Below are 25,097 nucleotides of genomic sequence, written 5' to 3' on the forward strand. Positions count from 1 at the left end.
ACCGAGAGCTCCACGGTCCGGTTCGAGGAAGGGAACCTTCCTGTCATCGGTGCGCAGAAGGGGACCTTTCTGCCACACCCCGGGCGCAGGCACCCGAGCACATCGGTACGGCGAGGAAGGGAACCTTTCTGCCACCAGTGCGCAGCAGGGAACCTTCCGGTCACCGCCGAGCGCGGAGCACTCCCGCGCACGCCGACCACCGAGGAAGGGAACCTTCCTGTCACTAGTGGGCGGAAGGGAACCTTCCTGTCACTCCGCCGGCGTCAGTCGCTGAGCTCGTGCAGCATCCGCTGCGCCTCGGCGAGCTGGCGTTCGAGCTGCTCGACGCGTTCCCGCTGCTGTTCCCGGGCGGCTTCCAGCAGTGGTTCGACGGCGGAGGCGACTTCTTCGTGCAGGGATTTCGCGGCTTGCGCCACGGCGGAGGTGGACACGGGGGTCGGGCGCAGCACGCGCTTCTTGCCGGTGCTGACTTCGACGTTCCACTGCCCGGCCTGGTCCGCGGTGAGGATCACGGTGGCGCCCGCGGGCGGCTTGGGCTTGCGCCGGTTCGCCGCCGGAGCGGGCTTCGGGGTGTCGTCGGGCACCGGCGTCGGTTCCGGTGCTTTCGCGGGTGCCTTCGCGGCGGGCTGCGGTTCCGGAGCCTTGGCCTCGGCCCGCGGCGGTTCTGGGGTGCGGGCGGCGGCGACGGTGTCGGGTTCTTTGCGCTTGCGCGGTGGTTTGACGACGGTCACCTCGGCGGCGGAGAAGGACAGCACGTCCTTGGATCCGGCCGGGCGGATCTGGATGAAGTCGCCTTCGGCGGGGTCGTCGAGGGCGACGACCTTGCCGGAGCGTCCTTCGGGCACTCCGACGGCGGTGGCGGTGAACCACACGGTCGGAGTGCCGCCGGAGGTGAGTTCGTCGCGGAGTCCGCTGATCTCGTCGGACGTCAGCGTGCGGGCCTGTGGCATCGGAGCCCCTAGCTCAGGGTGCGCCCCGTCCTCCGGCCCCACACCGGGTGAAGTCAGCCGGGGCTGTTCCAGCAATGACGACTGCCACTATATCGAACGCCCGTGCGAACCATCAACGGTGTCCTGGCGCGGCGGTGACCTCGAAGTCCGCCGGGTCGGCCTTGCGGGTGCGCAGCCAGTAGTTCCAGGTGAAGCCGGGCCAGATCGTGCGGTTGACGCCGTTGACGTCGAGGTACCAGCTCTGGCAGCCGCCGGCGGACCAGACGGCGTCGGAGAGCTGGTGCTGGATCTTGTCGTTGAACTCGTCCTGCACGGATTGGCGCACGTCGACCTGGTCCACGTCGCCGCGCAGGATCGGCCGCAGGCAGCTGAGCACGTAGTTGATCTGCGATTCGATCATGAACACGACGGAGTTGTGCCCGAGGCCGGTGTTCGGCCCGAGCAGGAAGAACAGGTTGGGGAATCCGGAGACGGTGACGCCCAGGTGGGCCTGCATCCCGCCCTTCCAGGCGTCCTGCAGCTTGCGGCCGCCGCGGCCGACGATCTCGAGGTGGTCGAACGCGTCGGTCACGTGGAACCCGGTGCCGTAGATGATGGCGTCGACGGCGTGCTCGTCGCCGTCGCCGGTGACGATCGAGTTCTCCTTGACCTCGGCGACGCCGCTGGTGTGCAGGTCGACGTTGGGCTTGTTCAGCGCGGGGTAGTAGTCGCTGGAGAGCAGGATCCGCTTGCAGCCCATGGAGTAGCGCGGGACGACGGCTTCGCGCACCTCCGGGTCCTGCACGACGCCGCGGATGTAGCGCTTGGCGAGGTGCTCGGAGAACTTCCCGAGCAGCTTGCTGCGCAGCACGGCGACGGAGCGGAGTTCGAGGATCCAGTAGACGGCGGTGCGCGCGATGCGCTGCGCGAAGGGGACGCGGCGGAACAGGGTGCGGATGCCGCGCGGGATCTCCCGGTCGGGCTTGGGCTGCACCCACGGCGGGGTCCGCTGGAACAGGTGCAGTTCGGTGGCCCGCTCGGCGACCTCGGGCACGAACTGGATGGCGCTGGCGCCGGTGCCGATGACGGCGACGCGCTTGCCGTCGAGGTCGTAGTCGTGGTTCCACTGCGCGGAGTGGAAGACCTCGCCCTGGAAGCGTTCGATGCCGTCGACTTCCGGGTAGCTGGGGATGTGCAGGGCGCCGACGCCGGAGACGAGCGCGCGGCCGACGTATTCGGTGCCCGCCGCGGTGTGCACGTGCCAGGAGCGCTGCTGCTCGTCGTACTCGGCGCCGGTGAACTCGACCCCGTAGTGGATGTGCTCGCGGATCCCGTACTTGTCGGCGCAGTGCTGGAGGTAGTCGTGGATCTCCTGCTGCTGGGCGAACAGGCGGGACCAGTTCGGGTTCTGCTCGAAGGAGAACGAGTACATCAGCGACGGGACGTCGCAGGCACAGCCCGGGTAGGTGTTGTCGCGCCAGGTTCCGCCGAGATCGTCGCTCTTCTCGAGGACGATGAAGTCGTGGATGCCCGCTTCCTTGAGCTTGATCGCCGTGCCGATGCCCGCGAATCCGGTGCCCACGATGACGACGGACGTGTCGTACCGCTGTGCCGACGCCTGTGTCATTCCAGCCCTCCCTGATCGACCACCTACCTGCAAGTAGCCTACTAGGAGTAAGTTACCTCCGGTAGGGTTCGGCGGGTCGATTCTCGATAAGGTCGCACCGTGAACGTGCACCACGCCGACGACCACTCCGCCCCGACCGGACGCCGCAAGCGCCTCCCCCGAGCGGAGCGGGAACAGCAGATACTGGCCGTCGCCGAGCAGGTGTTCGCCACGAACGGCTACCAAGCCAGCTCCATGGACGACATCGCCCACCGGGTCGGCCTGTCCAAGCCGATGCTGTACGAGTACTTCGGCTCCAAGGAGGGGCTGCTGCTCGCCTGCGTCGAACGCGCGCGCCGCGAACTGCTCGACGCCACCACGGAAGCCGCCGCAGGTGCCGGCGAGGACGCCCACCAGCTGCTGCACGACTGCCTGCTCGCCTTCTTCCGGTTCGGCGACGAGCACGCGCAGTCCTGGGCGCTGTTGCGCACCGAGGCCGCCATCCCGCTCGCCACCGTCAACACCGCGCTCGAAGCCACCCGGCAGCAGCAGACCGACCTCACCGCCCGACTGCTCGAAGCATCCCGTCCCGAACTGGACCAGGTGCGGCTGGAAGCCTTCGCCGAGTCGATCATCGGTGCCTGCGAACGGCTCGCGCTCTGGCGCGACAAGCGCCCCGAGATCACCGCCGAAGACGCCACCCGGCACCTGATGGCCCTGATCAGCCCGAGCCTCGTCGCGCAAGCCTGAACCACCGCGCGTCACCACCCGCCGGACGAGCAGGCGAAAACCACTCGATCGGGCGGCATCCACCATCGAGGGATCAAGACGAACTCCTAAAGCGCCGATGTGGAGCGCGTTGATCGTCCGGAGTTGAGGCGTGACCCGATCGGGTCGCCGTCACCCGCACCGGGCGACTGCACGAGGTTCCCGTCCCGGCATCGCACCCCGGCGCCGGGCCGGGAACCGAGCCCCACCCGCGACACAAGGAGAACTGATCTTGCGCCCCTGGACCACGCGCACCCTGCAAGCAGCTGTCGTGGCCGCGGGATTCGCCGCAGTCGGGGCAGGCACCGCCTCGGCAGCGCCCACTCCCGACCTGGCCAAGCCGGACCTGTCCACGGTGCCCGACACCATCGGTGCCACCGTGCCGGTGAACGCCTGCAGCGCGCAGGACGCTCCGGGTTTCAACAACACCAAGGCGCCCTGCGTCGACGCGCAACTGAGCGCCGAAGCACCCAACGTCGTCAAGCAGGTCGGTGCCGACATCGTCACCACCACGCACGGCATCGCCGGTGAACTCCGCGATGGCCGGCAGCTCGACGAAGCCAAGCTCACCCGCATCTCCCAGCACATCGGCGACGAGCGGCTCCGGGTCGAAGGACTCACCAAGACCCGGCCGACCGTCGGCTTCGACGTCCAGCCGGACCACACCGGCATCGTCGACTCGCACGCTCCCGGCGGCGGGTTCCTCGAAGGCGAGATCGGGCCGCGGCAGCCCGACCACCAGGGCGTGTCCACCGCGGACACCGCCATCGCCCTCACCGCCGCGCAGGGCTACACGATCGGGCCCGCCGCCCGGGCGGACGAGCTGCTCCAGCACGACTACCGCGGCGCCGACCTGCCGAAGGTCGGGGACGTGGTGCCCGCCGCGGGCAAGGTCGCCGAGATGACCAAGGCCGACGAGCTCACCGCCGTGCCCGGGCAGATCGTGCACGGCGTCGCCACCGGGCTGCCGCAGCTGCCCGGACAGCGCTGATCTGAAGAAAGGGTGCGCCGCGGAGCGCACCGAACGCGAAAGAGGGGCGCCGGACCAGTGGTCCGGCGCCCCTTTCGCGCGCCCGGGAACGGTGCGAGCAAGGGAACCTTTCGGTCACCGGTGACAGGAAGGTTCCCTTGCTCGCGCGCTCCGGGTGTCCCGTGGCGGGGGTCCGCAGCGCGCGGTGGTGCGTGGAAGGGGGGGGGGGGGGGGCCCGGGGACCCCAACGCGGCCGGCTGGGGACCCCCGCGGGGGGGGGGGGAGGGCACGGGGCCGCGTTCCGCCCCGGGGCCCCACCCCCGCGACCTTGCTGTCACGCCGCGGAGGTGGCGCTGACGATCTCGGCGTCCGGCTCACCCAGGTCGAACGGCTCGCCGGCCGCGGCCTTGCGGACCAGGGACTCCGGCGGGACGAAGCGCTCCCCGTAGGCGGCGGCGAGCTCCCGAGCGCGCTCGACGAAGCCGGCCAGGCCACCGGGGTAGCCGTTCATGTACTGCACCACTCCCCCGGTCCAGGCGGGGAAGCCGATGCCGAAGATCGAGCCGATGTTGGCGTCCGGGACGGACCGCAGCACATCCTCGTCCAGGCAGCGGACCGTTTCGACGGCCTGGATGAACAGCAGCCGCTCGACGAGGTCCTCGAGCACGACCTGCGCCGGGTCGACGCTGCCCGCGCCGAGCTCGTCGACGAGTCCCGGCCACAGCCCGGCGCGCACGCCGTCGGTGTACTCGTAGAACCCGGCGCCGCCGGAACGACCGGGGCGCTCGAACTCGTCGACCATCCGGTCGAGGATCTCGTCGGCCGGGTGCGGGGTCCAGGTCCCGCCCGCGGCTTCGAGCGCGCGCTTGGTCTCGGCGCGAATCTTGCGCGGCAGGGTGAGGGTGAGCTCGTCGAACAGCTGCAGCACCGGCGCGGGGAAACCTGCCTGGTTGGAGGCCTGTTCGATGGTGGCCGGGTGGATGCCCTCCCCGAGCATCGACACGCCCTCGTTGAGGAAGGTTCCGATGACGCGGCTGGTGAAGAAGCCGCGGCTGTCGTTGACGACGATCGGCGTCTTCTTGATCTGCTGCACGACGTCGAACGCCCTGGCCAGCGCGCGATCGCTGGTCTGCTCACCGCGGATGATCTCGACGAGCGGCATCTTGTCGACCGGGGAGAAGAAGTGCAGTCCGATGAAGTCCTCGCGGCGGCGCACGCCTTCGGCGAGGGAGGTGATGGGCAGCGTGGAGGTGTTCGAGGCGATGAGGGCGTCGCCGTCGATGACGCCCTCGATCTCCCCGTACACCTGGTGCTTGAGCCGGGTGTCCTCGAAGACCGCCTCGATGACCAGGTCGCAGCCGGTGAGCTGCTCGTTCTGGTCGGTGGCGGTGATGCGGGCGAGGACTTCGTCGCGCTCGGCCTCGCTGGTGCGGCCCTTGGCGACGGCCTTGTCGAGGATCTTCTGCGAGTAGGCCTTGCCCTTCTCGGCTGCGGCCGCGGAGACGTCCTTGAGCACCACCTGCATGCCCGCCTTCGCGCACACGTAGGCGATGCCCGTGCCCATCATGCCGCCGCCGAGCACGGCGACCTTGTTCGCCGTCCAGCGGTCGAACCCGTCGGGCCTGCTGCCGCCCAAGTTGATGTGCTGGAGGTCGAAGAAGAACGCCTTGCTCATGTTCTTCGAGGTCTGGCCGCTGGCGAGGTCGACGAAGTAGCGGCCTTCGATCTCCAGGGCGGTGTCGAAGTCGACCTGGGCGCCTTCGACGGCGGCGGCGAGGATGTTCTTCGGCGCAGGCATCGGGGCGCCCTTGAGCTGCTTGCGCAGGTTCGCGGGGAACGCGGGGAGGTTCGCGGCGAACTTCGGGTTCGACGGCGTGCCGCCGGGGATCTTGTGCCCCTTCTGGTCCCACGGCTGCACCGCGCCCGGGTTGTCCCTGATCCACTGCTTGGCGCGGTCGAGCAGGGCGTCGGCGTCGGTGACGACCTCGTCGACGAGACCGATCTCCTCGGCCTTCTCCGGGCGCAGCCGCTGCCCCTGGGTGAGGACCTTGAGCAGGGCGTCGGCGATGCCGAGCATGCGGACCGTGCGAACGACGCCGCCGGCGCCGGGCAGCAGGCCGAGGGTGACCTCGGGCAGGCCGAAGCGGGTCTTCGGACCGTCGAGGGCGATGCGGTGGTGGCAGGCGAGCGCGATCTCCAGCCCACCGCCGAGGGCGGTGCCGTTGAGCGCGGCGACGACCGGGACGCCCAGCGTCTCCAGTGCGCGCAGCTGCCGCTTGCTGGTGGCGCTGACCTCGGCGAACTCCTCGACGTTCGCGGGGCGGACCTTGACGAGGTCGCGCAGGTCGCCGCCGGCGAAGAACGTGCTCTTCGCCGAGGTGATCACCACACCGGTGATCTTCTCGCGCTCGGCCTGGAGGCGCTGCACGGTCTCTTCCATGGACCGCAGGTAGCGGTCGTTCATCGTGTTGGCCTGCTGCTGGGGGTCGTCGAGGGTGAGCACGACGATGCCGTCGGCGTCCTCGTTCCAGCGGATGGTGCTCTGGTCGCTCATGGCGTTGGTGCCCTTCGTGGTTCGCGAACACCGGCCCGCGGGGTGCGAGCAAGGGAACCTTTCTGCCACGGGTGACAGGAAGGTTCCCTTCATCGCGACGCGGCGGCCGGTGCCGGGGTCGGTGCGGGGTGGGTTCAGCCGAGCCGTTCGATGACGGTGGCGATGCCCATGCCGCCGCCGACGCACAGGGTGGCCACGCCGTAGCGCTGCTCCCGGCGTTCGAGTTCGTCGATGAGGGTGCCGACGATCATGGCGCCGGTCGCGCCGAGCGGGTGGCCCATCGCGATGGCGCCGCCGTTGACGTTGACCTTCTCGTGCGGCACGCCGAATTCCTTCATGAACCGCAGCGGCACGGCGGCGAAGGCCTCGTTGATCTCGACCAGGTCGATCTGGTCGATGGTCAGCTCGGCCTTGGCGAGCGCCTTGCGCACGGCGGGTCCGGGGCCGGTGAGCATGATCGTCGGGTCGGCTCCGCTGAGGGCGGCGGACACGATGCGGGCCCGCGGGCGCAGGCCCGTGCGCTCGCCGAGGCTTTCGCTGCCGATGAGGGCGAGCGCGGCGCCGTCGACGATCCCGGAGGAGTTGCCGGGGGTGTGCACGTGGTCGATGCGCTCCACCCAGTGGTACTTCTGCAGGGCGACCGCGTCGAAGCCGCCCATGTCGCCGATGGCGGCGAACGAGGGCTGGAGACCGCCGAGGGAATCGGCGGTGGTGCCGGGACGGATGTGCTCGTCGCGGTCCAGGACGGTGCGGCCGTTGCGGTCGGCGACGGGCACCACGCTGCGGGAGAAGCGGCCGTCGGCCCAGGCCTTGGCGGCGCGGTTCTGGGATTCGGCGGCGTAGGCGTCGATGGTGGCGCGGTCGAAGCCTTCGAGGGTGGCGATCAGGTCGGCGCCGATGCCCTGCGGCACGAAGGACGTGTCGAAGTTCGTCTCGGGATCCATCGCCCAGGCGCCGCCGTCGGATCCCATCGGCACCCGGGACATGGATTCGACGCCACCGGCGAGGACGGCGTCCTCCCAGCCGGAGCGGACCTTCTGGGCGGCGACGTTGACGGCTTCGAGCCCGGAGGCGCAGAAGCGGTTGAGCTGGACGCCGCTGACGGTGTCGGGCAGGCCGGCGGCGAGCGCGGCGGTCTTGGCGATGTCGCCGCCCTGGTCGCCCATCGGGGAGACGACGCCGAGCACGAGGTCGTCGATCAGCTCGGGGTCGAGGCCCGGGTGACGCCTGCGGAGTTCGTCGACGAGTCCGACGACGAGGCTGATCGGTTTGGTCCCGTGCAGCGAACCGGTTTTCTTGCCGCGACCGCGCGGGGTGCGGATCGCTTCGTAGACGAGCGCCTCGGACATGGGCGACGTGCCTCCTCGTTGCGGCCTGGTTCTCCATCCAGAGTGTGACACCAGAACTGTCACAGTCAATGCCATGCGGGTGCGAGGAAGGGAACCTTTCTGCCACCGGTGACAGAAAGGTTCCCTTGCTCGCAGCCCGTTCGGCGCAGGCGGGAGGGGTGCCGCGACCGGAAGGTTCCCCCCGCTCAGGTCATCCAAGACAGCACCGGCGTCGCCTGCAGCGCCACCAGCACGCACATCAGCAGCAGGAATCCGAGGCTGAACGGCAGGACCCGGCGGAACAGGTCGCCTTCGCGACCGGCCATGCCGACGGCGCCCGCGGCGATCGCCAGGTTCTGCGGGGAGATCATCTTGCCGAGCACTCCCCCGGACCCGTTGGCCGCGGCCGCCAGCATCGGTTCGATGCCGGCCTGTTCGGCGGCGGTCACCTGCAACGCCCCGAACAGCGAGTTCGACGAGGTGTCGGAGCCGGTGACGGCGACGCCGAGCCAGCCGAGGATCGGCGACAGGAATGCGAACAGCCCGCCGGTCGCAGCCATCCAGGTGCCGAGGGTCGCGGTCTGCCCCGAGGTGTTCATGACGTAGGCGATGGCGAGCACCGTCATCACGGTGACGATCGGCCAGGCGAGCTGCCGGTAGGTGGCGCCGTAGCGACCGAGCGCGTCCCGCGCCCGGATCCCGATCACCGGAATGGTGATCAGCCCGGCGATCAGCAGCAGCGATCCGGCACTGGACAGCCAGTTCAGCTTGAACTCGGTGAGCGACAGCGCGTCCCCGCTCGCGTCGCGGATGTCGAGGCCGGGCCAGCCGAACTTGACCGTGACGGCCTCGAGCAGGTCGGCGACGACACCGAGCTGGGCGACGACGAACACCGCGATGATGATCAGGTAGGGCGCGTAGGCCCGGAGCACGTCGGCACGCCCGTCGGTCCCGCCGGAGGTGGGAGGTTCGGCGCCGCGCGGCGTCCACACCCGCAGCAGCAGCACGGTCGCCCCGGCCGCCAGCAGTGCGGCGATGATGTCGGTCAGCGGCACCGACAGGTAGTTGGCGGCGGCGAACTGGGCGACGGCGAAGGTGATCCCGCAGGTGAGGGTCGCCGGGAGGGTTTCCCGCACACCCCGCACCCCGTCGATGATGCCGACGAGCACCATCGGCACGACGAGCGCGAGCACCGGCGTCTGCCTGCCCGTCATGGCCCCGAGTTCGTCCAGCGGCAGTTCGGTGACGCTGGCCAACGTGACCAGCGGGGAGGCGAGCGCGCCGTAGGCGACGGGCGCGGTGTTCGCGACGAGCGCCACGACGGCCGAGGTCATCGGGCTGATTCCCAGCGCCAGCAGCATCACCGTGGTGATCGCGACCGGGGTGCCGAAGCCCGCGAGCGCCTCGAGCAGGGCGCCGAAGCAGAACGCGATGATCATCGCTTGGATCCGCCGGTCCCCGCTGACCCGCGAGAAGCTCCGCTGCAGCACGTCGAAGTGCCCGGTGGTCACGGTCATCTGGTAGATCCAGATCGCGTTGATCACGATCCACAGGATCGGGAAGAAGCCGAACGCCGCGCCGAGCACGGCGGACAGCAGCGCCTGGTCGACCGGCATCGGGTACACGAACACCGCCACCGCCAGCGCGATGGCAAGTGCGACGAGCGAGGCCTTCCACGCCGTCATGCGCACGATGCCCAGCAGGGCGAACAGGACCAGCAGCGGCAGGGCGGCCGCGAGGGCGCTCCAGCCGAGCGAGCCGAACAGCGGGGCCAGGATCTGTTGGTACACGACCACTCCTTCGTGGCGGAGGCCAACGTGCCGAGACGGCGACGATAACCGCGCACGACCGGCTCGGGTAGCTCCGTCCGGCGCCGCCGCGGGGTGCGCTCAGCGCCTTGACTGCGGTGTCCGATGCGGACTCACGGTCGCCGGTGCACGGAAGGGAACCTTCCGGTCATCGGTGCGAGCAAGGGAACCTTTCTGCCACTCACGCGGTGAAGGGAACCTTCCTGCCACCGAAGAGGACGGCCGGGGCGCCACTGCGAGCAAGGGAACCTTTCTGTCACGGGTGCGATGAAGGGAACCTTCCTGTCACCGGAACCGCCCGGCGCGCTCCGCGTCGGCTCGTGCGATGAAGGGAACCTTCCGATCACCCCTGCGACGAAGGGAACCTTCCGGTCACCCCAGCCGCCGTCAGGCCCGGAGCAACCCCGCCACCCCCACCCCCCGGATCGCCGCGTCCAGCACCTGCACGGTGTGCGCCATCGGCATCGCTTCGCCGCGTCGTTCGAGCGCGGCGCGGATCTGCATGGAGCACCCGGGGTTGGCGGTGACGAGCAGTTGCGCACCGGTGTCGTGCACGTGGCCGGCTTTGCGGTCGCCGAGTTCGCGGGCGGCGTCGGGTTGGAGCAGGTTGTAGACGCCTGCGGATCCGCAGCACAGTTCGCCGCGGTCGATTTCGCGGAGTTCGAGCCCGGGGATGTCGCGGAGCAGGTCGCGGGGTTGCCGTCGGATGCCTTGGCCGTGGCTGAGGTGGCAGGCGTCGTGGTAGGCGATGGTGGTGGGCAGCGGGTGCCGGGTGGCGGCGGGTCCGAGTTCGGTGAGGAGCTCGGTGATGTCGCGGACGCGGGCGGCGAACCGTTCGGCCTTGGCGGCGTAGCTGGGGTCGTCGCGGAGCAGGTGCGGGTAGTCCTTGAGGGTGGAGCCGCAGCCCGCCGAGTTGATGACGATGTGGTCGACGCGGGCGCGGTCGAAGGTGTCGAGCAGGTTGCGGGCGAAGGCGGCGGCTTCGGTCTCGCGTCCGGAGTGCTCGCTGAGCGCACCGCAGCAGCCCTGGGCGGGCGGGATGACGACGTCGCAGCCTTCGGCGGCGAGGACGCGGGCGGTGGCGGCGTTGACGTCGGGGAAGAAGGCGCTCTGCACGCAGCCGGTGATCATGCCGACGGTGGCGCGGCGTGGTCCGCGGGCGGGCACGCGGTGGCCGAGGCGGGGTGCTCGGGTGATGGGCGGCGCGAGGGATTCCATGGCGCGCAGGTGCGGTGGCAGTGCGTCGGTGATCCCGGTGCGGCGCAGCAGTCGTCCGATGCGGAGCCGTTGGTAGAGGGCGAGGGGGCCGCGGAGCGCGCGGAGCCTGCGCGGGTGCGGGAAGAGGGTGAAGATCGCGGTGCGCAGGAGCTTCTCCCAGCGTCCGCGGGTGTGGTTGCGTTCGATCTGGGCGCGGGTGTCGTTGATGAGGGTGCCGTACCGGACGCCGGAGGGACAGGCGCTGACGCAGGCCATGCAGCCGAGGCAGTTGTCCATGTGGCCGACCATGGTGTCGGTCATGGGTTCGCCTTCGAGGCCTTCCTTCATGAGGTAGATGCGGCCGCGGGGCGAGTCCATCTCTTCGCCCCACAGGTCGTAGGTGGGGCAGCTGGGCAGGCAGAATCCGCAGTGGACGCAGTCGTCGACGAGTTCGCGTTGCGGCGGGTGCAGCGCGTCGAACGCTCCGCCGCGCAGCACGTCGTCGGGTTCGGTGTCGGTCATCGGTGTCCTCCCGCATCGCGGCCGGGGGCGAGTCGGTGTCCGGGGTCGAAGTGGTCCTTGAGCCGCCGGTCTAGTGCGACGCGTGCGGCGGGTCGTGGCCCCCAGGGGTCGAGGGCGGCGCGGACGGCGGGGGTGCCGCGTTCGAGCGCGGTGTAGCCGGGGAGTGCGCGCAGGGCGGTGACGAGTTCGGTCGTGGCCTGGGCGTCGGCGGTGCCGGGGAGTCCGGCGTGCAGGACGCCGAGCCCGGCGGCGCCGCGCAGCGCGAGGGGCAGCGCGGTGGTGGCGGCGGCCCGGTCGGCCGCGCGGAGCAGGTCGGCGAGCGCGGCGGGTTCGGTGCCGATGCGCAGCCCGGTGCCGTCGGCGGGAAAGGGGTGCTCGCCCCACCAGGGGGGTGCGTGGTCGTGGACGGTGCCGCCGACGGCGCGGGCGAGGTGCTCGGCGCGTTCGTGAGTGGCGTCGGGCCGGCCTTCGAGCTGCGCGGTGATGGTGATGGGCCCGCCGGGCCGGGGCCGGTCGAGTTCGATGGCGGTGGGCACGGCTTGGCCGTGCCGGTGGGTGTCGACGATGGCGGCGGCGTCGCCGGGGTCGTCGGTGGTGCTGCTGATCCAGCGGTGTTCGGCGGCGAGGGGGTGCAGCCGGAACACGACTTCGGTGATGACGCCGAGGGTGCCGAGGGATCCGGTGTAGAGCTTGCCGAGGTCGTAGCCCGCGACGTTCTTGACGACGTGGCCGCCGGAGGTGGCGGTGGTGCCGTCGGCGAGGACCACGGTGATGCCGATGAGCAGGTCGCGGACGCCGCCGTAGAAGTGCCGGGCGGGCCCGGAGGTTCCGGTGGCGACGACGCCGCCCGCGGTGGCGGTGTCCTGCGGCGGGTCGATGGGCAGCCGTTGTCCCGCCGCGGCGGCGGTGTCGTGCAGGGTGCGCAGCGGGGTTCCGGCGCGGGCGCTGAGCACGAGGTCGCCCGCGGCGTGGTCGAGGACGCCGGCGCAGGGGGCCAGGTCGAGCAGCAGGTCGGCGGAGGTGGGTGCCGGTCCCCAGTCGAGCCTGCTGCCGGAGCCGCGGGGCACGACGGTGAGGTCGTGCTCGGCGGCGGCGCGCAGGGTCGCGGCGACGTCGGCGGTGTCGGCGGCGGTGACGACCCAGCGGGGCCGGACGCCGGCGACCTCGTCGTGGTCGGTGGCGTCGCGGAGCCGGTCGCCGAGCCGGTCGTGGAGGGCGGCGCTGGTGGTCATCAGAACTGGTCCGCCAATCCTGCTTCGGTCAGCGGGTGCACGCCGCGGCGGGGGCCGGGGACTTCGCCGCACAGCCGCGGGGTGGGGAACACCTTGCCGGGGTTGCAGATCCCGCCGGGGTCGAACGCGCACCGCGCGAGTTGCATGGTGTCGAGGTCGTCGTCGGTGAACATGCGCCCCATGTACTTGACCTTGTCGGCGCCGACGCCGTGTTCGCCGGTGATGGAGCCTCCGTGCTCGATGCACAGGTCGAGGATGGCGCCGGAGACGGCTTCGGCGCGTTCGGCGGCGCCGTCTTCGGCGTCGTCGAAGAGCACGAGCGGGTGCAGGTTCCCGTCCCCGGCGTGGAAGACGTTGGCGACGCGGACGCCGGATTCGGCGGAGAGGCGGGCGATGCGGCCGAGCACTTCGGGCAGCGCGGTCCGCGGGATCACTCCGTCCTGGACGATGTAGTCGGGGCTGATGCGGCCGACGGCGGCGAACGCGGATTTGCGTCCCTTCCAGATCATGGCGCGTTCCTGGTCGTCGGCGGCGACGCGGATCTCGAAGGCGCCGTGCTGTTCGCAGTGCCGGGTCACTTCGGCGAAGGTGTGCTCGACTTCCGCGGCGGGCCCGTCGAGTTCGACGACGAGGACGGCGCCCGCGCCGTCGGGGTATCCGCAGTGGACGGCTTGTTCGGCGGCTTCGATGGCGAGCGCGTCCATCATCTCGATGGCGGCGGGGGTGACTCCGGCGCTGATGATGGCGGAGACGGCGGCGCCCGCGTCGTCGGTGCCGCGGAACCCGGCGAGCAGGGTCTGCACGGTTTCGGGTGCGCGCATCAGCCGCACGGTGATGCGGGTGACGACGCCGAGGGTTCCTTCGCTGCCGATGAAGGCGCCGAGCAGGTCGTAGCCGGGTTCTTCGCGGGCGCTGCCGCCGAGTTCGACGAGTTCGCCGTCCGGCAGCACCACCTGGAGGCCCAGGACGTGGTGGGTGGTGAACCCGTACTTGAGGCAGTGCGCGCCGCCGGAGTTCTCGGCGACGTTGCCACCGACCGAGCACACCTGCTGGCTGGAGGGGTCGGGGGCGAAGTAGTAGCCGTGCGGGGCGGCGGCGCGGGTGACGTCGAGGTTGATGACGCCGGGTTCGACGACGGCGCGTTCGTTCGCGATGTCCACGTCGAGGATGCGGCGCATCTTGGCGGTGACGATGAGGACGCCGTCGGCGTGCGGGAGGGCGCCGCCGGACAGGCCGGTGCCGGAGCCGCGGGCGACGAACGGCACCTGCTGTTCGGCGCAGGCGGCGACGACCCGCTGGACCTGCTCGGTGGTTTCGGGGAGCACGACGACGGCGGGCACGACGCGGTGGCTGGCGAGCCCGTCGCACTCGTAGGTGCGGAGCCGTTGCGGGTCGGTGATCACCGCGCGTTCGGGCAGCGCGGCGCGCAGGTGTCGCACGAGCCGGTCGAGGTCGGGTGCGGTCGTGGCGCTGGTGGTGGTCATGGGCACGCCTCCTCACCACTGAGGATTTCACTATACGGAAACAGCATTCCGACTACCGGGAACCTTAAGTGCCGCACCGCATGGATACAAGAGGCCGGCGAGGTGTCGCGACACCTTCATTGTGCTCCTCGTCACCACCCCGGACGGGCCTCGCGCACCGGAGATCGCGGAACCTCCGCGGCGCGCGGCGAGCACTGGCTACGCTCTCCGAAAACGTTCGAAGTCGGGGAGATTTTTCATGTCCAGTGCCCAGCAGCGCGTCCGGGAGATGCTGTCCCGCTTCGAGGAGCAGGCGGCGGCCGCGGCGCAGCTCAAGGACAAGATGGGCGAGATCCGCGGCGAGGCGCGCAGCCAGGACGGCGCGGTCACCGTGACCGTCGCCCCGTCCGGTGCGGTGCTGGACCTGCGGCTGAGCCCGGAGGCGATGCGCCGCTCGCACACCGAGCTGCAGCAGGCGATCGTGCGGACCATCCGGCAGGCCACCCAGCAGGCGGCGGAGGCGATGAACGCCACCGTGGAACCGGTGCTGGGCGATCGGGCCGAGCAGTTCCGCGAGGCCTACCAGGCGCACGGCGCGCAGCCGCCCGCCGAGAACGACGACGCGGCGGACACCGCGCCACGGCAGGCGCCGCCCGCGGCCGGGCGGCCCGCCCAGCCGTCCCGCCCGAACCGGCCCCGCCGCGACGACACCCCCGGCGACGAGGACTTCTCGCGCGATTCCTTCCTCCGCTGAACCGACGAGCCGCGGACCCGGCGAGCGCCGGACCGACAGGCCAGGAACGCGCGGACCCGAGACCCGCGAACGCTGGACCGACGTGCGCTGAACGCGCGTACGCGAGACCGAGAGCGCCGGACCGGCGGGCGCGCAACGCGCCTACGCGAGACCGGCGGACCCGAGACCGAGAGCGCTGAACCGGCGAAGCTCGACCGGCGAGCGCGCAACACGCCTACGCGAGGCCGATGAGCGCGACGCGGGGACGCCGCCCGCCAGGACCTGCCCCGGCCGGGCGGCACCGGCGGGCACCACCTCCCCCGACCGCGGGACGTGTTCCCTCCCGGTGACCGCCCGAACGCGACCGCGCCCCGGACCGCCGCGCTCACCCCTGCGCGATGAGCAGCGGGACGTGCTGTTCGGCCGCGGTCAGCGAGCCGTGCTGGCCGCGCAGCGCGGATTCGCCGGGCTCGGCCGCGGACCGGATGATCGCGCCGTCGCGGGCCAGCGCGAGGACCTCGCCGATGCGCGGCAGCACCTCGTCGGTGACGACGGGCCCGAACCACCCCTCGTCGACGGCCTGGTCGCGGGTCACGACGGTGCCGCGCTCCCCCAGCGCGTCCTGCCAGGTGTGCAGCACGTCGTCGCGCGCCCCGGGCAGCGGGTACAGGTGGCGGGCGCGGGGTTCGCCGCCGATGAGCCGCAGCCCGGACCGCAGCGCGGGGTCGGCGTCCACGTCGACGGTGTCGGCCGGGTCGACGGGGACCATGCCGTGGTCGGCGACGACGAGCAGCACCGATTCGGCGGGCAGCCGTTGCAGCACCGAGTCGACGAGCCGGTCCACCTGGGCGAGCTGGATCCGCCAGGGCAGCGAACCGGGCCCGTGCACGTGGCCGACGAGGTCGAGGTGGCCGTGGTAGCCGTAGCACAGCGCGGGCCCGGGATCGGCGAGCGCGGTGAGCAGTTCCGCGCCGAGGTCGCCGAGCGCGTGCACGCCGCGGAACTCCCCGCCGCGCAGCGCGGCCCTGGTCAGCCCGCTACCCGCGAAATCGGCGGGGGCCGCCGAGCGCACGGTCACGCCCGCCGCGGCGGCGCGTTCCAGCGCGGTCGGGGTGGGCTGGGCGGTTTCGGGCGGCCACTCGTCGAGCAGGCCGCGCCGCCGCCCGTCGGCACCGCGGCTCGCCCAGGCCAGCGGGTACAGCAGGCCGCCGGAGGGTTCGGCGAAGGTGTAGCCGACGATGCCGTGCTCACCGGCGCGCCGCCCGGTGCCCAGCGAGGTGATGCTGGTGGCGGTGGTGGTGGGGAAGCCTGCGACGAGCGGTGCCCCGGTGGCCAGCGAGTTCAGCACCGGCGCGGCGGCGGCGTGCTCGCGCAGCAGCGACCAGCCGAGCCCGTCGACGAGCAGCACCGCCGCCGATCGGCACCGCGGGATCCCGAGCACGTCGGTGAACCCGGCGGTGCCGAGCGCGGCGAGCGTCGAGGGCAGCACGTCGGACAGCGCCCGGTCCGCCGCGGGGGTGACCATCCAGTCCATGCCGCACCTCTCGTGAGTCAGATCCCCAGCGAGCGCCCCACGATCTCCTTCATGATCTCGGTCGTGCCGCCGTAGATGGTCTGCACGCGCGAGTCGAGGAACGCCTTCGCGACGGGGTATTCCAGCATGTAGCCGTAGCCGCCGTGCAGCTGCAGGCAGCGGTCCACGACGCGCTTGTTCATCTCGGTGAGCCACCACTTGGCCATGGCGGCGTGTTCCACGCTCAGTTCACCGCGGACGTGGTCGGCGACGCAACGGTCGGTGAAGACGCGGCCGATCTGCACCTCGGTGGCCATCTCGGCGAGTTCGAAGCGGGTGTTCTGGAACTTGCCGATGGGGCGGCCGAAGGCGGTGCGGTCCCGGCAGTACTGCTTGGTGATCTCCAGGACCTTCTCGGCACTGGCGGCGGCCGCGACGGCGATGGACAGCCGTTCCTGCGGCAGGTTCTGCATCAGGTAGATGAAGCCCTGGCCTTCTTCGCCGAGCAGGTTCGCCACGGGCACCCGCACGTCGTTGAAGTACAGCTCGGCGGTGTCCTGGGACTTCTGGCCGATCTTGTCCAGGTTGCGGCCGCGTTCGAAGCCGTCCATGCCGCGCTCGACGACGAGCAGGCTGATGCCCTGCGCGCCCGCGTCCGGGTCGGTGCGGGCGGCGACGATCACCAGGTCGGCGTTGATGCCGTTGGAGATGAACGTCTTCTGCCCGTTGAGCACGTAGTGGTCGCCGTCGCGGACCGCGGTGGTGCGCATGCCCTGCAGGTCGCTGCCCGCGCCGGGTTCGGTCATGGCGATGGCGCTGATGATCTCGCCGGTGCAGAAGCCTGGCAGCCAGCGCCGCTTCTGCTCCTCGGTGGCCAGCCGGGTCAGGTAGGGCAGGTTGATGTCGGTGTGGACGGGCACGCCGAAGCCGTTGATGCCCGCGTTGACGAGTTCTTCGTCGAACACGACGTTGAACCGGAAGTCGTCGACTCCCCCGCCGCCGTAGGTCTCGTCGGCGGCGATGCCGAGCAGCCCCTGCTCACCGGCGGCCAGCCACGCCTCGCGGCTGACGACGCCCGCGGCCTCCCACTCCTCCTGGTGCGGGACGAGCTCCTTGGCGATGAACGCTTTCGCGCTCTCGCGGAACGCCTCGTGCTCGGCTTCGAACAGTTCCCTGCGCATGCGGGTCACGCTTCCTCTCGGGCCTGGTGGATCGCGCCGGACGCCAGCAGGTCGGCCGCGGCGGGCACCTGCCAGTCGGCGAGCACCGCGGTGTCCGGGGAGGGCACCGGGCGCGGCGGTGCGCTCGGGGTGCGGGAGAACCGCGGGGCGGGCGCCGGCTGCAGCACGCCACCGGGGCTGGGCAGGGTGCCGCGGGCCTGCACGTGCGGGTGCTGCCGGGCTTCGCTCATCGGCAGCACGGGAGCGACGCAGGCGTCCGAGCCGTCGAAGACCTCGGTCCACTCGGCGCGGGTGCGGCCCGCGAAGACCTCGGTGAAGCGCTCGCGCAGCGCGGGCCAGTTCGCCGGATCGTCGCGGTCCGGCACGTCGTCGAGGCCGAGGCGCGCGAGGAGTTCGGCGTAGAACTTCGGCTCCAGCGCGCCGACCGCCATGTGCTCGCCGTCCGAGGTCTCGTACACGTCGTAGTACGGGGCACCGGTGTCCAGCAGGTTCGTGCCGCGCCGCTCCTGCCACGCCCCGGCCGCGGCGAACCCGAACAGCATCGAACCCAGGTGCGCGGCACCGTCCACGATGGACGCGTCGACGACCTGGCCCTGCCCGGTGCTACGCGCGTTCAGCACCGCGGACAGCACGCCCACCGCCAAGTACAGGGCGCCGCCGCCGAAGTCGCCCAGCAGGTTCGCCGGGACCTGCGGCGGGCCGCCGCTGCGGCCGATGGCGTGCAGCATCCCGCTCAACGCGATGTAGCCGATGTCGTGGCCGGCGGTCTGCGCCAGCGGCCCGTCCTGGCCCCAGCCGGTCATCCGGCCGAACACCAGCTTCGGGTTCCGCTCCCAGCACTGCTCGGGGCCCACGCCGAGGCGTTCCGCGACGCCCGGCCGGAAGCCCTCGATGAGCACGTCGGCGCGGTCGACCAGCGCCAGCACCGTCGCCGGGCCCTGCTCGTGCTTGAGGTCCACCGAGAGCGCGCGCTTGCCGCGGTCCAGCAGGTCGTGCTCGCCCGGCTCGCCGCCGGGACGGCCGACGCGGACCACGTCCGCGCCCAGATCCGCCAGCAGCATTCCGCAGAACGGGGCCGGCCCCAGGCCCGCCAGCTCCACCACCCGCAGGCCCGCGAGGGGGCCGTCGCCTTCTGCCGTCACGCCTGCACCTCTCCGCCAGCGGCCGCACACCGCGCACGACACCGTGTCGCGACGCAATCAGTGTTACATCGTTGGTGTCACAGCGGTCAAGGAGTAAGCTCCCCGACCATGCTCCGAACCGCGGACGAAGAGCTCACCATCGACGAATTGGCCGCGCGCGCCGGCGTCACCGTGCGCACCGTTCGCTTCTACGCGTCCCGCGGCCTGCTCCCCCCGCCCCGGCTGCGCGGGCGGCTCGGCCTCTACGGCGGCGACCACCTGGCCCGGCTCGACCTCATCCGCGAGCTCCAGGCCCTCGGGTTCACCCTCTCCGCCATCGAACGGCACCTGGAGCGGATCCCCGACGACGCCACCGCCGAAGACCTCGCCCTGCACCGCGCGCTGCTCGCGCCGTGGACCAGCGACCAGAGCGAAGACCTCACCCGGCACGAACTCAGCCAGCGCGCCGGGCGGCAGCTCGACGACGACCTCGTCGGCAAGCTCATCTCCCTCGGCATCCTGCGAGCGCTCGACGACGAGCTCACCACGGTGCGGCTGTCCAACTCCGCCATGCTCGGCGTCGGACTGCAGATCCTCGACCTCGACCTGCCGCAGGGGATGCTGCTCGAAGCCAAGGACATCGTCGAACAGCACACCTCGCAGATCGCCGTCGAACTCCGCGAGCTGTTCGCCGCCAACGTCCTCCGGCCCTACCTCGAGCGCGGCAGGCCCGAAGAAGAACGGGAACGGGTGCACATCGCCACCCAGCAACTGCGGCCGCTGACCATCCACGTGCTCGTCAACGGGTTCCAGAACGCGATCAACGACGTCATCCGCGACCACGTCTGAACGAGCGGCGCCGGCGGGCGCGTTCCGCCCTGAGCGCGAGGAAGGGAACCTTTCTGTCACCAGTGCGAGGAAGGGAACCTTCCTGCCATCAGTGCGAGCAAGGGAACCTTCCTGTCACCGATGCGCGGAACGGCATCTACCGCCACCGGGCGAGCAACGGCGTCCTCCCCTCTCCAGCGCGAGCGAAGCGACCTCCCGACCACCGGTGCGAGGAAGGGAACCTTTCTGTCACCAGCGCGGTGAAGGGAACCTTCCTGGCATCCGGTTCGTGATCAGTGCGCCGAGCACCGCCGTGTCCGGTAATCACGGGCTGCGACTTCGACCTCGACCCGTTCGCGCGAACCAGTTCCTCGGACGGCCGTACTCCGCCGAGCACCAGGCACGACGGCCGGACACGCGGTGCAGCCGCGGACTCCGCATCCCCCGCGCGACGGCACCCGTCCGCCTACTGGCCAAACCGGCCTCCGGTGCGGTTTCATCGGCGAGGTCACCGTGACTCGCATCACGCCGTGGCCGCCTCGTGAGTGGAGGAGCCACATGAGCCCAGCAGCGGCGCCGACGCTGACCGCGACCATTCCGCACCTGTTCGAGCGCAACGCGACCGAGCACCGCGAGCACCCGGCGCTGACCGCGGCCGGCCGGACCTGGAACTGGGGCGAAGCGGCGGAAGCGGTGCAGGACCTCGCCGCCGGTTTCGCGGACCTCGGATTGCAGCGCGGCCAGACCGTGGTGCTGATGATGTCGAACGGCGCCGAGCAGTGGCTGGCCGACGTCGCCGCCACACACCTCGGCGCGGTGCCGATCGCCGTGCACCCCGCGTCGAGCTCCGGCGAGATCCGCGAGGTCACCCGGCACAGCCGGGCGCACATCGCCGTGCTCGGCAACGCCCACCACGTGCGCCGCTGGTCGGCGGCGCTGCGCGAGCCGGACGCGCTCGGCCACGTCATCGTCGTCGACGAGGCCGCGATCCCCGAGGAGGACGTCCGGTTCCGCACCTGGGCTGCGCTGCGCGAACACGGCGCGGGCCTGCTGCGGCAGGACCCGGGAGTGGTGCGGCGGCGCACCGCGGAGGTGGTGCCGGACGATCCGGTGACCGTGCTGTACTCCCCCGACGCGATCGGGATGCAGCGGGCCGTGGTGCTGACCCACCGCAACGTGCTCGCCGCCGCCGCGGCCCGCCAGCAGGTCACCGGCGCGCCACCACACGCGGGCACCCTGTGCTACCTGCCGATGGCGCACATGTCGGAACGCGCGGGCAACGTGTACAGCGCCATCCACGACGTGGCGCACGTGCACTTCTGCAACGGCATCGCCGAGGCCGTGCGGGCACTGCCGGAGGTCCGCCCGCACACCTTCTTCGGGGTCCCTCGGATGTGGGAACGGCTCGCAGCGCTCGCCGGCGCCCAGCCCGTCGCGCACACCGCGGCGGAGAAGCACGAGGTGCTCAGCGGGCTCGGCCTCGACGGCACCGTGTGGGGAGCGAGCGGAGCGGCGCCGCTGCGCCGGGACCTGCTGGAGCTGTTCTCCGGGCTGGGCTTCGACATCTTCGAGACGTGGGGGTCCACCGAATCCAGCGGTTGGGCGACCACCAATCGGCCGGGAGCGGTGCGCTTCGGCACCGTCGGCACCCCGCTGCCCGGTGTCGAGGTCCGCATCGACGAGGACGGCGAAGTGCTGGTGCGCGGCCCCGTCGTCTGCACCGGCCACCTGCAGGAGGACGGCCTGGTCCGGGCGGCGGTGGACGCCGACGGCTGGTTGCGCACCGGGGACGTCGGGCACCTCGACGACGGATACCTCACCATCACCGACCGCAAGAGCGAACTGATCATCAACTCGCACGGGGAGAGCGTCGCGCCCAGCGTCGTGGAGAACGCGCTGCGCACCCATCCGCTGATCGGGCACGCCCTCGCCTTCGGCGACGGCAGGCCGCACGTCGTCGCGCTGGTCGTGCTCGACGAGGACGCCGCGCCCGCGTGGGCGGCCGCGCACGGCATCGCCGCGACCGGGATCGACGAACTCGCCCACGACCCGGACGTGCTGGCCGAAGTGGACCGCGCGGTGGACGCGGCCAACGCCGCGCTCGGCAGCTCCGGTCAGGTGCGCGCGCACCGGGTGCTGGACCGGGTGTGGGGCGCGGCGGGCGGCGAGCTCAGTCCCGCGTTGAAGCTGCGGCGGCGCGTCATCCATGCGAAGTACGCGGCGGCGCTGGACGAGCTGTACGACTGACGGATCGGGAGGCGAGGAAGGGAACCTTTCTGCCACCGGTGCGGTGAAGGGAACCTTCCTGTCACCGAGGTGCCGGTACGCCGGGCCGCGGTGCTCCGGCGAGGAAGGGAACCTTTCGGTCACGGGTGGGATGAAGGGAACCTTCCTGTCACCGACGGCCGCGGCCCGACCCGGGCGATGACCGCTGCGAGGAAGGGAACCTTTCTGCCACCGGTGCGATGAAGGGAACCTTCCTGCCACCAAGAGCCACGCGCCGGGCGCCTCGCCTACCCTGCCCCGATTCGGTTCACTCCCTCCACTTAAGAGTGATCCACTTCAGCCACCACGCTCGATCCAGATGAGCCGAGGGTGACCGGCTCACCACCCGCCAACCCCACGATCTGGTGATCTTCGGTCGCAGGTGCGGAAATCGTGGGGTCGCTGCCGATAGATCTGTGCGGAGCTTTCCCCACTACCTCTTGGAGGCGCACCCGACATGGCTGCCACTCGGTTCATCCGCGGTCTGCTGCTCGCGGCGACGGCCGTTCTCATGCTCACCCCCGCGACGGCGGGCGCGGCCGCGGCGCCGAGCGACCTGACGTTGACGATCGCGGCGAAGGGTCGGGCGGAGTTGCCCCGCACGGTGACGCTGCGCTGCGAGCCGACGGGTGGCTCGCACCCGAAGGCCGCGGCCGCCTGCGACGGCCTGACCTCGGCCGGCGGCGATTTCGAGCAGCTCGGCCAGGTGCACGCGACCCAGTGCACGATGGAGCTGAAGCCGGTGGTGGGCACCGCGCACGGCACGTGGCAGGGCCGTCCGGTGCACTTCGAGAAGGAGTTCGGCAACCAGTGCGTGGCGTCGTCCGCCGCGGGCGCCGTGTTCGACTTCTGAGTTCCCGGCCCGCGGGCACCGGATCGGCCGAGCGCCGCGCCGGTGCCCGCGCGGCGTTACCACCCTCAGCGGATTCCGGCTGCTCCGGTCGCACTACGGTGGCGGTATGGCTGCCGAGAACGAAGATCCCGCGTGTAGGCGCTGGCCGAACCGGATCTACGGGGTGGGTGACGAGCCCGATCCGCGGTTCACGCTGGCGAACGAGCGCACGTTCTTGGCGTGGATCCGCACGGCGCTGGCGTTGATGGCGGCGGGTGTCGGGGTGGAGGCGTTGAACGCGGCGACGCCGTCCGGCCCGGATCCGCTGCGCACGTCGCTGGCCGTGCTGCTGCTGCTGGCGGGTGTGGCGTGCAGCGTGGCGGCGTTCGGCAGGTGGATGACGATGGAGCGGGCGCTGCGCACGAAGGCGCCGCTGCCGCCGCCGAAGCTGGCGCCGGTGCTCGGGTTCGGGCTCGGCGTGATCGGCGTGGCAGTGGTGGTGCTGTTGCTGGTCAGCGGGCTCTGATCGTGTCTCGGCAGGGCCCGTGGGATCCGGGGCTGCAGGTGGAGCGCACGACGCTGGCGTGGTTGCGCACCGGTTTGACGTTCGTGGTGTGCCTGATGGTGCTGCTGCGGCTGGTCGCGCACCGCAGTGCGGTCGCGGCCGTGGCGTGCGCCGCGGTGGCGCTGCCGCTGGCGGCGGTGATCGCGATCGCGTCGTGGCGCAGGCACCGGGCTGCGGAGCGGAGCCTGCGCGCGGAGGAGCCGCTGCCGGACGGGGTGCTGCAGGCGGCGTTCACCTTGCTCGCGTTGCTGGCCGGCGCGATCGGCCTGGTGTACGTCCTGCTCATGTGACCGCGCCCGCCCCGGTTTCCGGGACGGGCGCGCCGCGCGGGGCTCAGGCGACGGCGAGGTCGATCTGGACGTTGCCGCGGATGGCGTTGGAGTACGGGCACACCGCGTCGGCCTGCTCGGTCAGCTGCCGGGCCTGCTCCTCGTCGACGCCGGGGAGGCTCACCGACAGGGTGACCTCGAGCGCGTAGCCGCCCGCGCCGTTGCTGCCGATGCCGACCTGGGCGGTCACCGCGGAGTCGGCGATGTTCGCCTTCGCCTTGCGGGCGACGAGCTGCAGCGCGCTGTGGAAGCACGCGGCGTAGCCGGCGGCGAACAGCTGCTCGGGGTTGGTGGAGTCGCCACCGGGGCCGCCCATTTCACGCGGGACCGCCAGGTCGAGGTCGAGCACTCCGTCGGAGGAGCGGGTGCGGCCGCCGCGCCCTTCGCCGGTCGCGGTCGCTTCGGCGGTGTACAACGCTGCCATCTCAGTCTCCTTGTGTCGTGGTCCCGCGCAGGAGTTCGTCGGTGATGGGGACGCCGTCGGCGACGGCGGCCCTGGCGCGGTGCGCGGCCTGGTCCACGTTGGCGGTGAGCCGCTGCAGCGTGGAGCGCAGCGCCAGCACCTCGTCGAGTTCCATGCCGCTGGCGGCGAGCACCCGATTCGGGATCTGCTCGGCGTGCTCCCGCAGCTCCCGCCCCCGCTCGGTCAGTCCGATCTCGACGGACCGCTCGTCGCGAGTGCTGCGCCGCCGGTCCACCAGTCCGCTCGCTTCGAGCCGTTTCAGCAGCGGCGACAGCGTTCCGGAGTCCAGTTTGAGCATCGTCCCGAGGTCTTTGACCGCGAGCGAGTCGTGCTCCCAGAGCACCAGCATCACCAGGTACTGCGGGTAGGTCAGCCCCAGCTCGTCGAGGAACGGCCGGTACATGTTGGTGAAGGAACGCGACGCGCTGTAGAGCGCGAAGCACACCTGCTGATCCAGTGACAGCGCCGAGTCCGCGCTCATCCCCGCCTCCTGCACGTGGTCGACACTAGCCGTGATTCGAGTTGTGCGCAACTGAGTTGTGCACTTCCTAAGTGGTCTCCGAGATCGCACCCGCGCAGCCCGGCGGAACACCACCGCCGCACTCCACCACACCGGGTACCCCACGACCCCGGACGACGCCCGAGCGTGACAGGAAGGTTCCCTTCATCGCACCGGTGGCAGAAAGGTTCCCTTCCTCGCAGCGGTCATCGCCCGGGTCGGGCCGCGGCCGTCGGTGACAGGAAGGTTCCCTTCATCCCACCCGTGACCGAAAGGTTCCCTTCCTCGCCGGAGCACCGCGGCCCGGCGTACCGGCACCTCGGTGACAGGAAGGTTCCCTTCCTCGCCCCACCCCGCGCGGCGGTGGGCGCCGGGCGGGGCGAGGCCGGAA

The 25,097-nt window shown here is 71.4% G+C and carries 21 protein-coding genes; 8 read left to right on the top strand and 13 right to left on the bottom strand.

The genetic code is table 11. The features are described from left to right. Positions 1-263: 263 nt before the first annotated feature. Together AC29IT_RS21770 and AC29IT_RS21775 are read right to left on the bottom strand one after the other, a co-directional pair. On the bottom strand, positions 264-950 hold the full coding sequence (locus AC29IT_RS21770) for a DUF6319 family protein (protein WP_358446440.1): 687 nt from the start codon (positions 948-950) through the stop codon (positions 264-266). Positions 951-1,062: 112 nt separating this feature from the next. Beyond that, positions 1,063-2,556, bottom strand: coding sequence for a flavin-containing monooxygenase (locus AC29IT_RS21775; protein WP_488219951.1), 1,494 nt, complete (start codon positions 2,554-2,556; stop codon positions 1,063-1,065). A gap of 99 nt (positions 2,557-2,655) precedes the next feature. Here AC29IT_RS21775 and AC29IT_RS21780 point away from each other — a divergent pair, with 99 nt between their 5' ends. Further along, complete coding sequence (locus AC29IT_RS21780; RefSeq protein ID WP_488219952.1) at positions 2,656-3,285, top strand: TetR/AcrR family transcriptional regulator; 630 nt, start codon at positions 2,656-2,658, stop codon at positions 3,283-3,285. A gap of 250 nt (positions 3,286-3,535) precedes the next feature. After that, a complete protein-coding gene (locus tag AC29IT_RS21785) occupies positions 3,536-4,294 on the top strand; it encodes a hypothetical protein (protein WP_358446432.1) in 759 nt (252 codons plus the stop codon). Between the two features lie 313 nt (positions 4,295-4,607). On the opposite strand, the gene AC29IT_RS21790 is transcribed toward AC29IT_RS21785, so the two are convergent. The 6 genes from AC29IT_RS21790 to AC29IT_RS21815 form a co-directional block, all read right to left on the bottom strand. Further along, positions 4,608-6,827, bottom strand: coding sequence for a 3-hydroxyacyl-CoA dehydrogenase NAD-binding domain-containing protein (locus tag AC29IT_RS21790; RefSeq protein WP_488219953.1), 2,220 nt, complete (start codon positions 6,825-6,827; stop codon positions 4,608-4,610). A 134-nt stretch (positions 6,828-6,961) separates the two neighbouring features. Next, complete coding sequence (locus AC29IT_RS21795; RefSeq protein WP_488219954.1) at positions 6,962-8,176, bottom strand: acetyl-CoA C-acetyltransferase; 1,215 nt, start codon at positions 8,174-8,176, stop codon at positions 6,962-6,964. A gap of 185 nt (positions 8,177-8,361) precedes the next feature. Then, complete coding sequence (locus AC29IT_RS21800) at positions 8,362-9,945, bottom strand: L-lactate permease (RefSeq protein WP_488219955.1); 1,584 nt, start codon at positions 9,943-9,945, stop codon at positions 8,362-8,364. Positions 9,946-10,350: 405 nt separating this feature from the next. Then, the gene (gene glcF / locus AC29IT_RS21805; RefSeq protein WP_358442410.1) at positions 10,351-11,682 is read right to left on the bottom strand and encodes a glycolate oxidase subunit GlcF; all 1,332 of its coding nucleotides are present in this window, start codon (positions 11,680-11,682) and stop codon (positions 10,351-10,353) included. Continuing rightward, positions 11,679-12,914 carry an FAD-binding oxidoreductase gene (locus AC29IT_RS21810; protein ID WP_488219956.1) on the bottom strand — a complete coding sequence of 412 codons (1,236 nt, stop codon included), beginning with the start codon at positions 12,912-12,914 and terminating at the stop codon, positions 11,679-11,681. Before AC29IT_RS21810 ends, glcF begins: the two co-directional genes overlap by 4 nt. After that, a complete protein-coding gene (locus AC29IT_RS21815; protein ID WP_488219957.1) occupies positions 12,914-14,398 on the bottom strand; it encodes an FAD-linked oxidase C-terminal domain-containing protein in 1,485 nt (494 codons plus the stop codon). Before AC29IT_RS21815 ends, AC29IT_RS21810 begins: the two co-directional genes overlap by 1 nt. Before the next feature lie 238 nt (positions 14,399-14,636). On the opposite strand from AC29IT_RS21815, the gene AC29IT_RS21820 reads away from it, so the two are divergent. Further along, positions 14,637-15,131 (top strand): YbaB/EbfC family nucleoid-associated protein, encoded by a 495-nt coding sequence (locus AC29IT_RS21820; RefSeq protein ID WP_358442418.1) that lies wholly within the window; start codon positions 14,637-14,639, stop codon positions 15,129-15,131. A 364-nt stretch (positions 15,132-15,495) separates the two neighbouring features. Here AC29IT_RS21820 and AC29IT_RS21825 read toward each other — a convergent pair whose 3' ends face one another. From AC29IT_RS21825 to AC29IT_RS21835, 3 genes are read right to left on the bottom strand one after another with little or no spacing between them, the layout of a single operon-like run. Beyond that, positions 15,496-16,644, bottom strand: a complete 1,149-nt coding sequence (locus tag AC29IT_RS21825; RefSeq protein WP_488219958.1) for an alkaline phosphatase family protein — start codon at positions 16,642-16,644, stop codon at positions 15,496-15,498. Between the two features lie 17 nt (positions 16,645-16,661). Further along, entirely contained in the window at positions 16,662-17,804 is a 1,143-nt protein-coding gene (locus AC29IT_RS21830) for an acyl-CoA dehydrogenase family protein (protein ID WP_358442424.1), read from the bottom strand. 5 nt (positions 17,805-17,809) lie between these two features. Then, a complete protein-coding gene (locus AC29IT_RS21835) occupies positions 17,810-18,946 on the bottom strand; it encodes a CaiB/BaiF CoA transferase family protein (protein ID WP_358442427.1) in 1,137 nt (378 codons plus the stop codon). Between the two features lie 108 nt (positions 18,947-19,054). Between AC29IT_RS21835 and AC29IT_RS21840 the strand changes: the two genes are divergently transcribed. From AC29IT_RS21840 to AC29IT_RS21860, 5 genes are all read left to right on the top strand, one after another. Continuing rightward, on the top strand, positions 19,055-19,774 hold the full coding sequence (locus AC29IT_RS21840; protein WP_358442430.1) for a MerR family transcriptional regulator: 720 nt from the start codon (positions 19,055-19,057) through the stop codon (positions 19,772-19,774). Positions 19,775-20,311: 537 nt separating this feature from the next. Then, positions 20,312-22,000 (top strand): AMP-dependent synthetase/ligase, encoded by a 1,689-nt coding sequence (locus AC29IT_RS21845; protein ID WP_488219959.1) that lies wholly within the window; start codon positions 20,312-20,314, stop codon positions 21,998-22,000. 475 nt (positions 22,001-22,475) lie between these two features. Continuing rightward, positions 22,476-22,871: an SSI family serine proteinase inhibitor gene (locus tag AC29IT_RS21850; RefSeq protein ID WP_488219960.1), complete on the top strand. Its 396-nt coding sequence runs from the start codon at positions 22,476-22,478 to the stop codon at positions 22,869-22,871. 106 nt (positions 22,872-22,977) lie between these two features. Continuing rightward, positions 22,978-23,376 (top strand): YidH family protein, encoded by a 399-nt coding sequence (locus tag AC29IT_RS21855; RefSeq protein ID WP_358442439.1) that lies wholly within the window; start codon positions 22,978-22,980, stop codon positions 23,374-23,376. Between the two features lie 2 nt (positions 23,377-23,378). Further along, positions 23,379-23,705, top strand: a complete 327-nt coding sequence (locus AC29IT_RS21860) for a DUF202 domain-containing protein (RefSeq protein WP_488219961.1) — start codon at positions 23,379-23,381, stop codon at positions 23,703-23,705. Positions 23,706-23,748: 43 nt separating this feature from the next. Here AC29IT_RS21860 and AC29IT_RS21865 read toward each other — a convergent pair whose 3' ends face one another. Next, on the bottom strand, positions 23,749-24,168 hold the full coding sequence (locus AC29IT_RS21865) for an organic hydroperoxide resistance protein (protein ID WP_358442444.1): 420 nt from the start codon (positions 24,166-24,168) through the stop codon (positions 23,749-23,751). 1 nt (position 24,169) lies between these two features. Beyond that, a complete protein-coding gene (locus tag AC29IT_RS21870) occupies positions 24,170-24,688 on the bottom strand; it encodes a MarR family winged helix-turn-helix transcriptional regulator (protein WP_358442447.1) in 519 nt (172 codons plus the stop codon). Between the last annotated feature and the right edge of the window lie 409 nt (positions 24,689-25,097).

The organism is Saccharopolyspora sp. MMCC62, assembly GCF_057736575.1.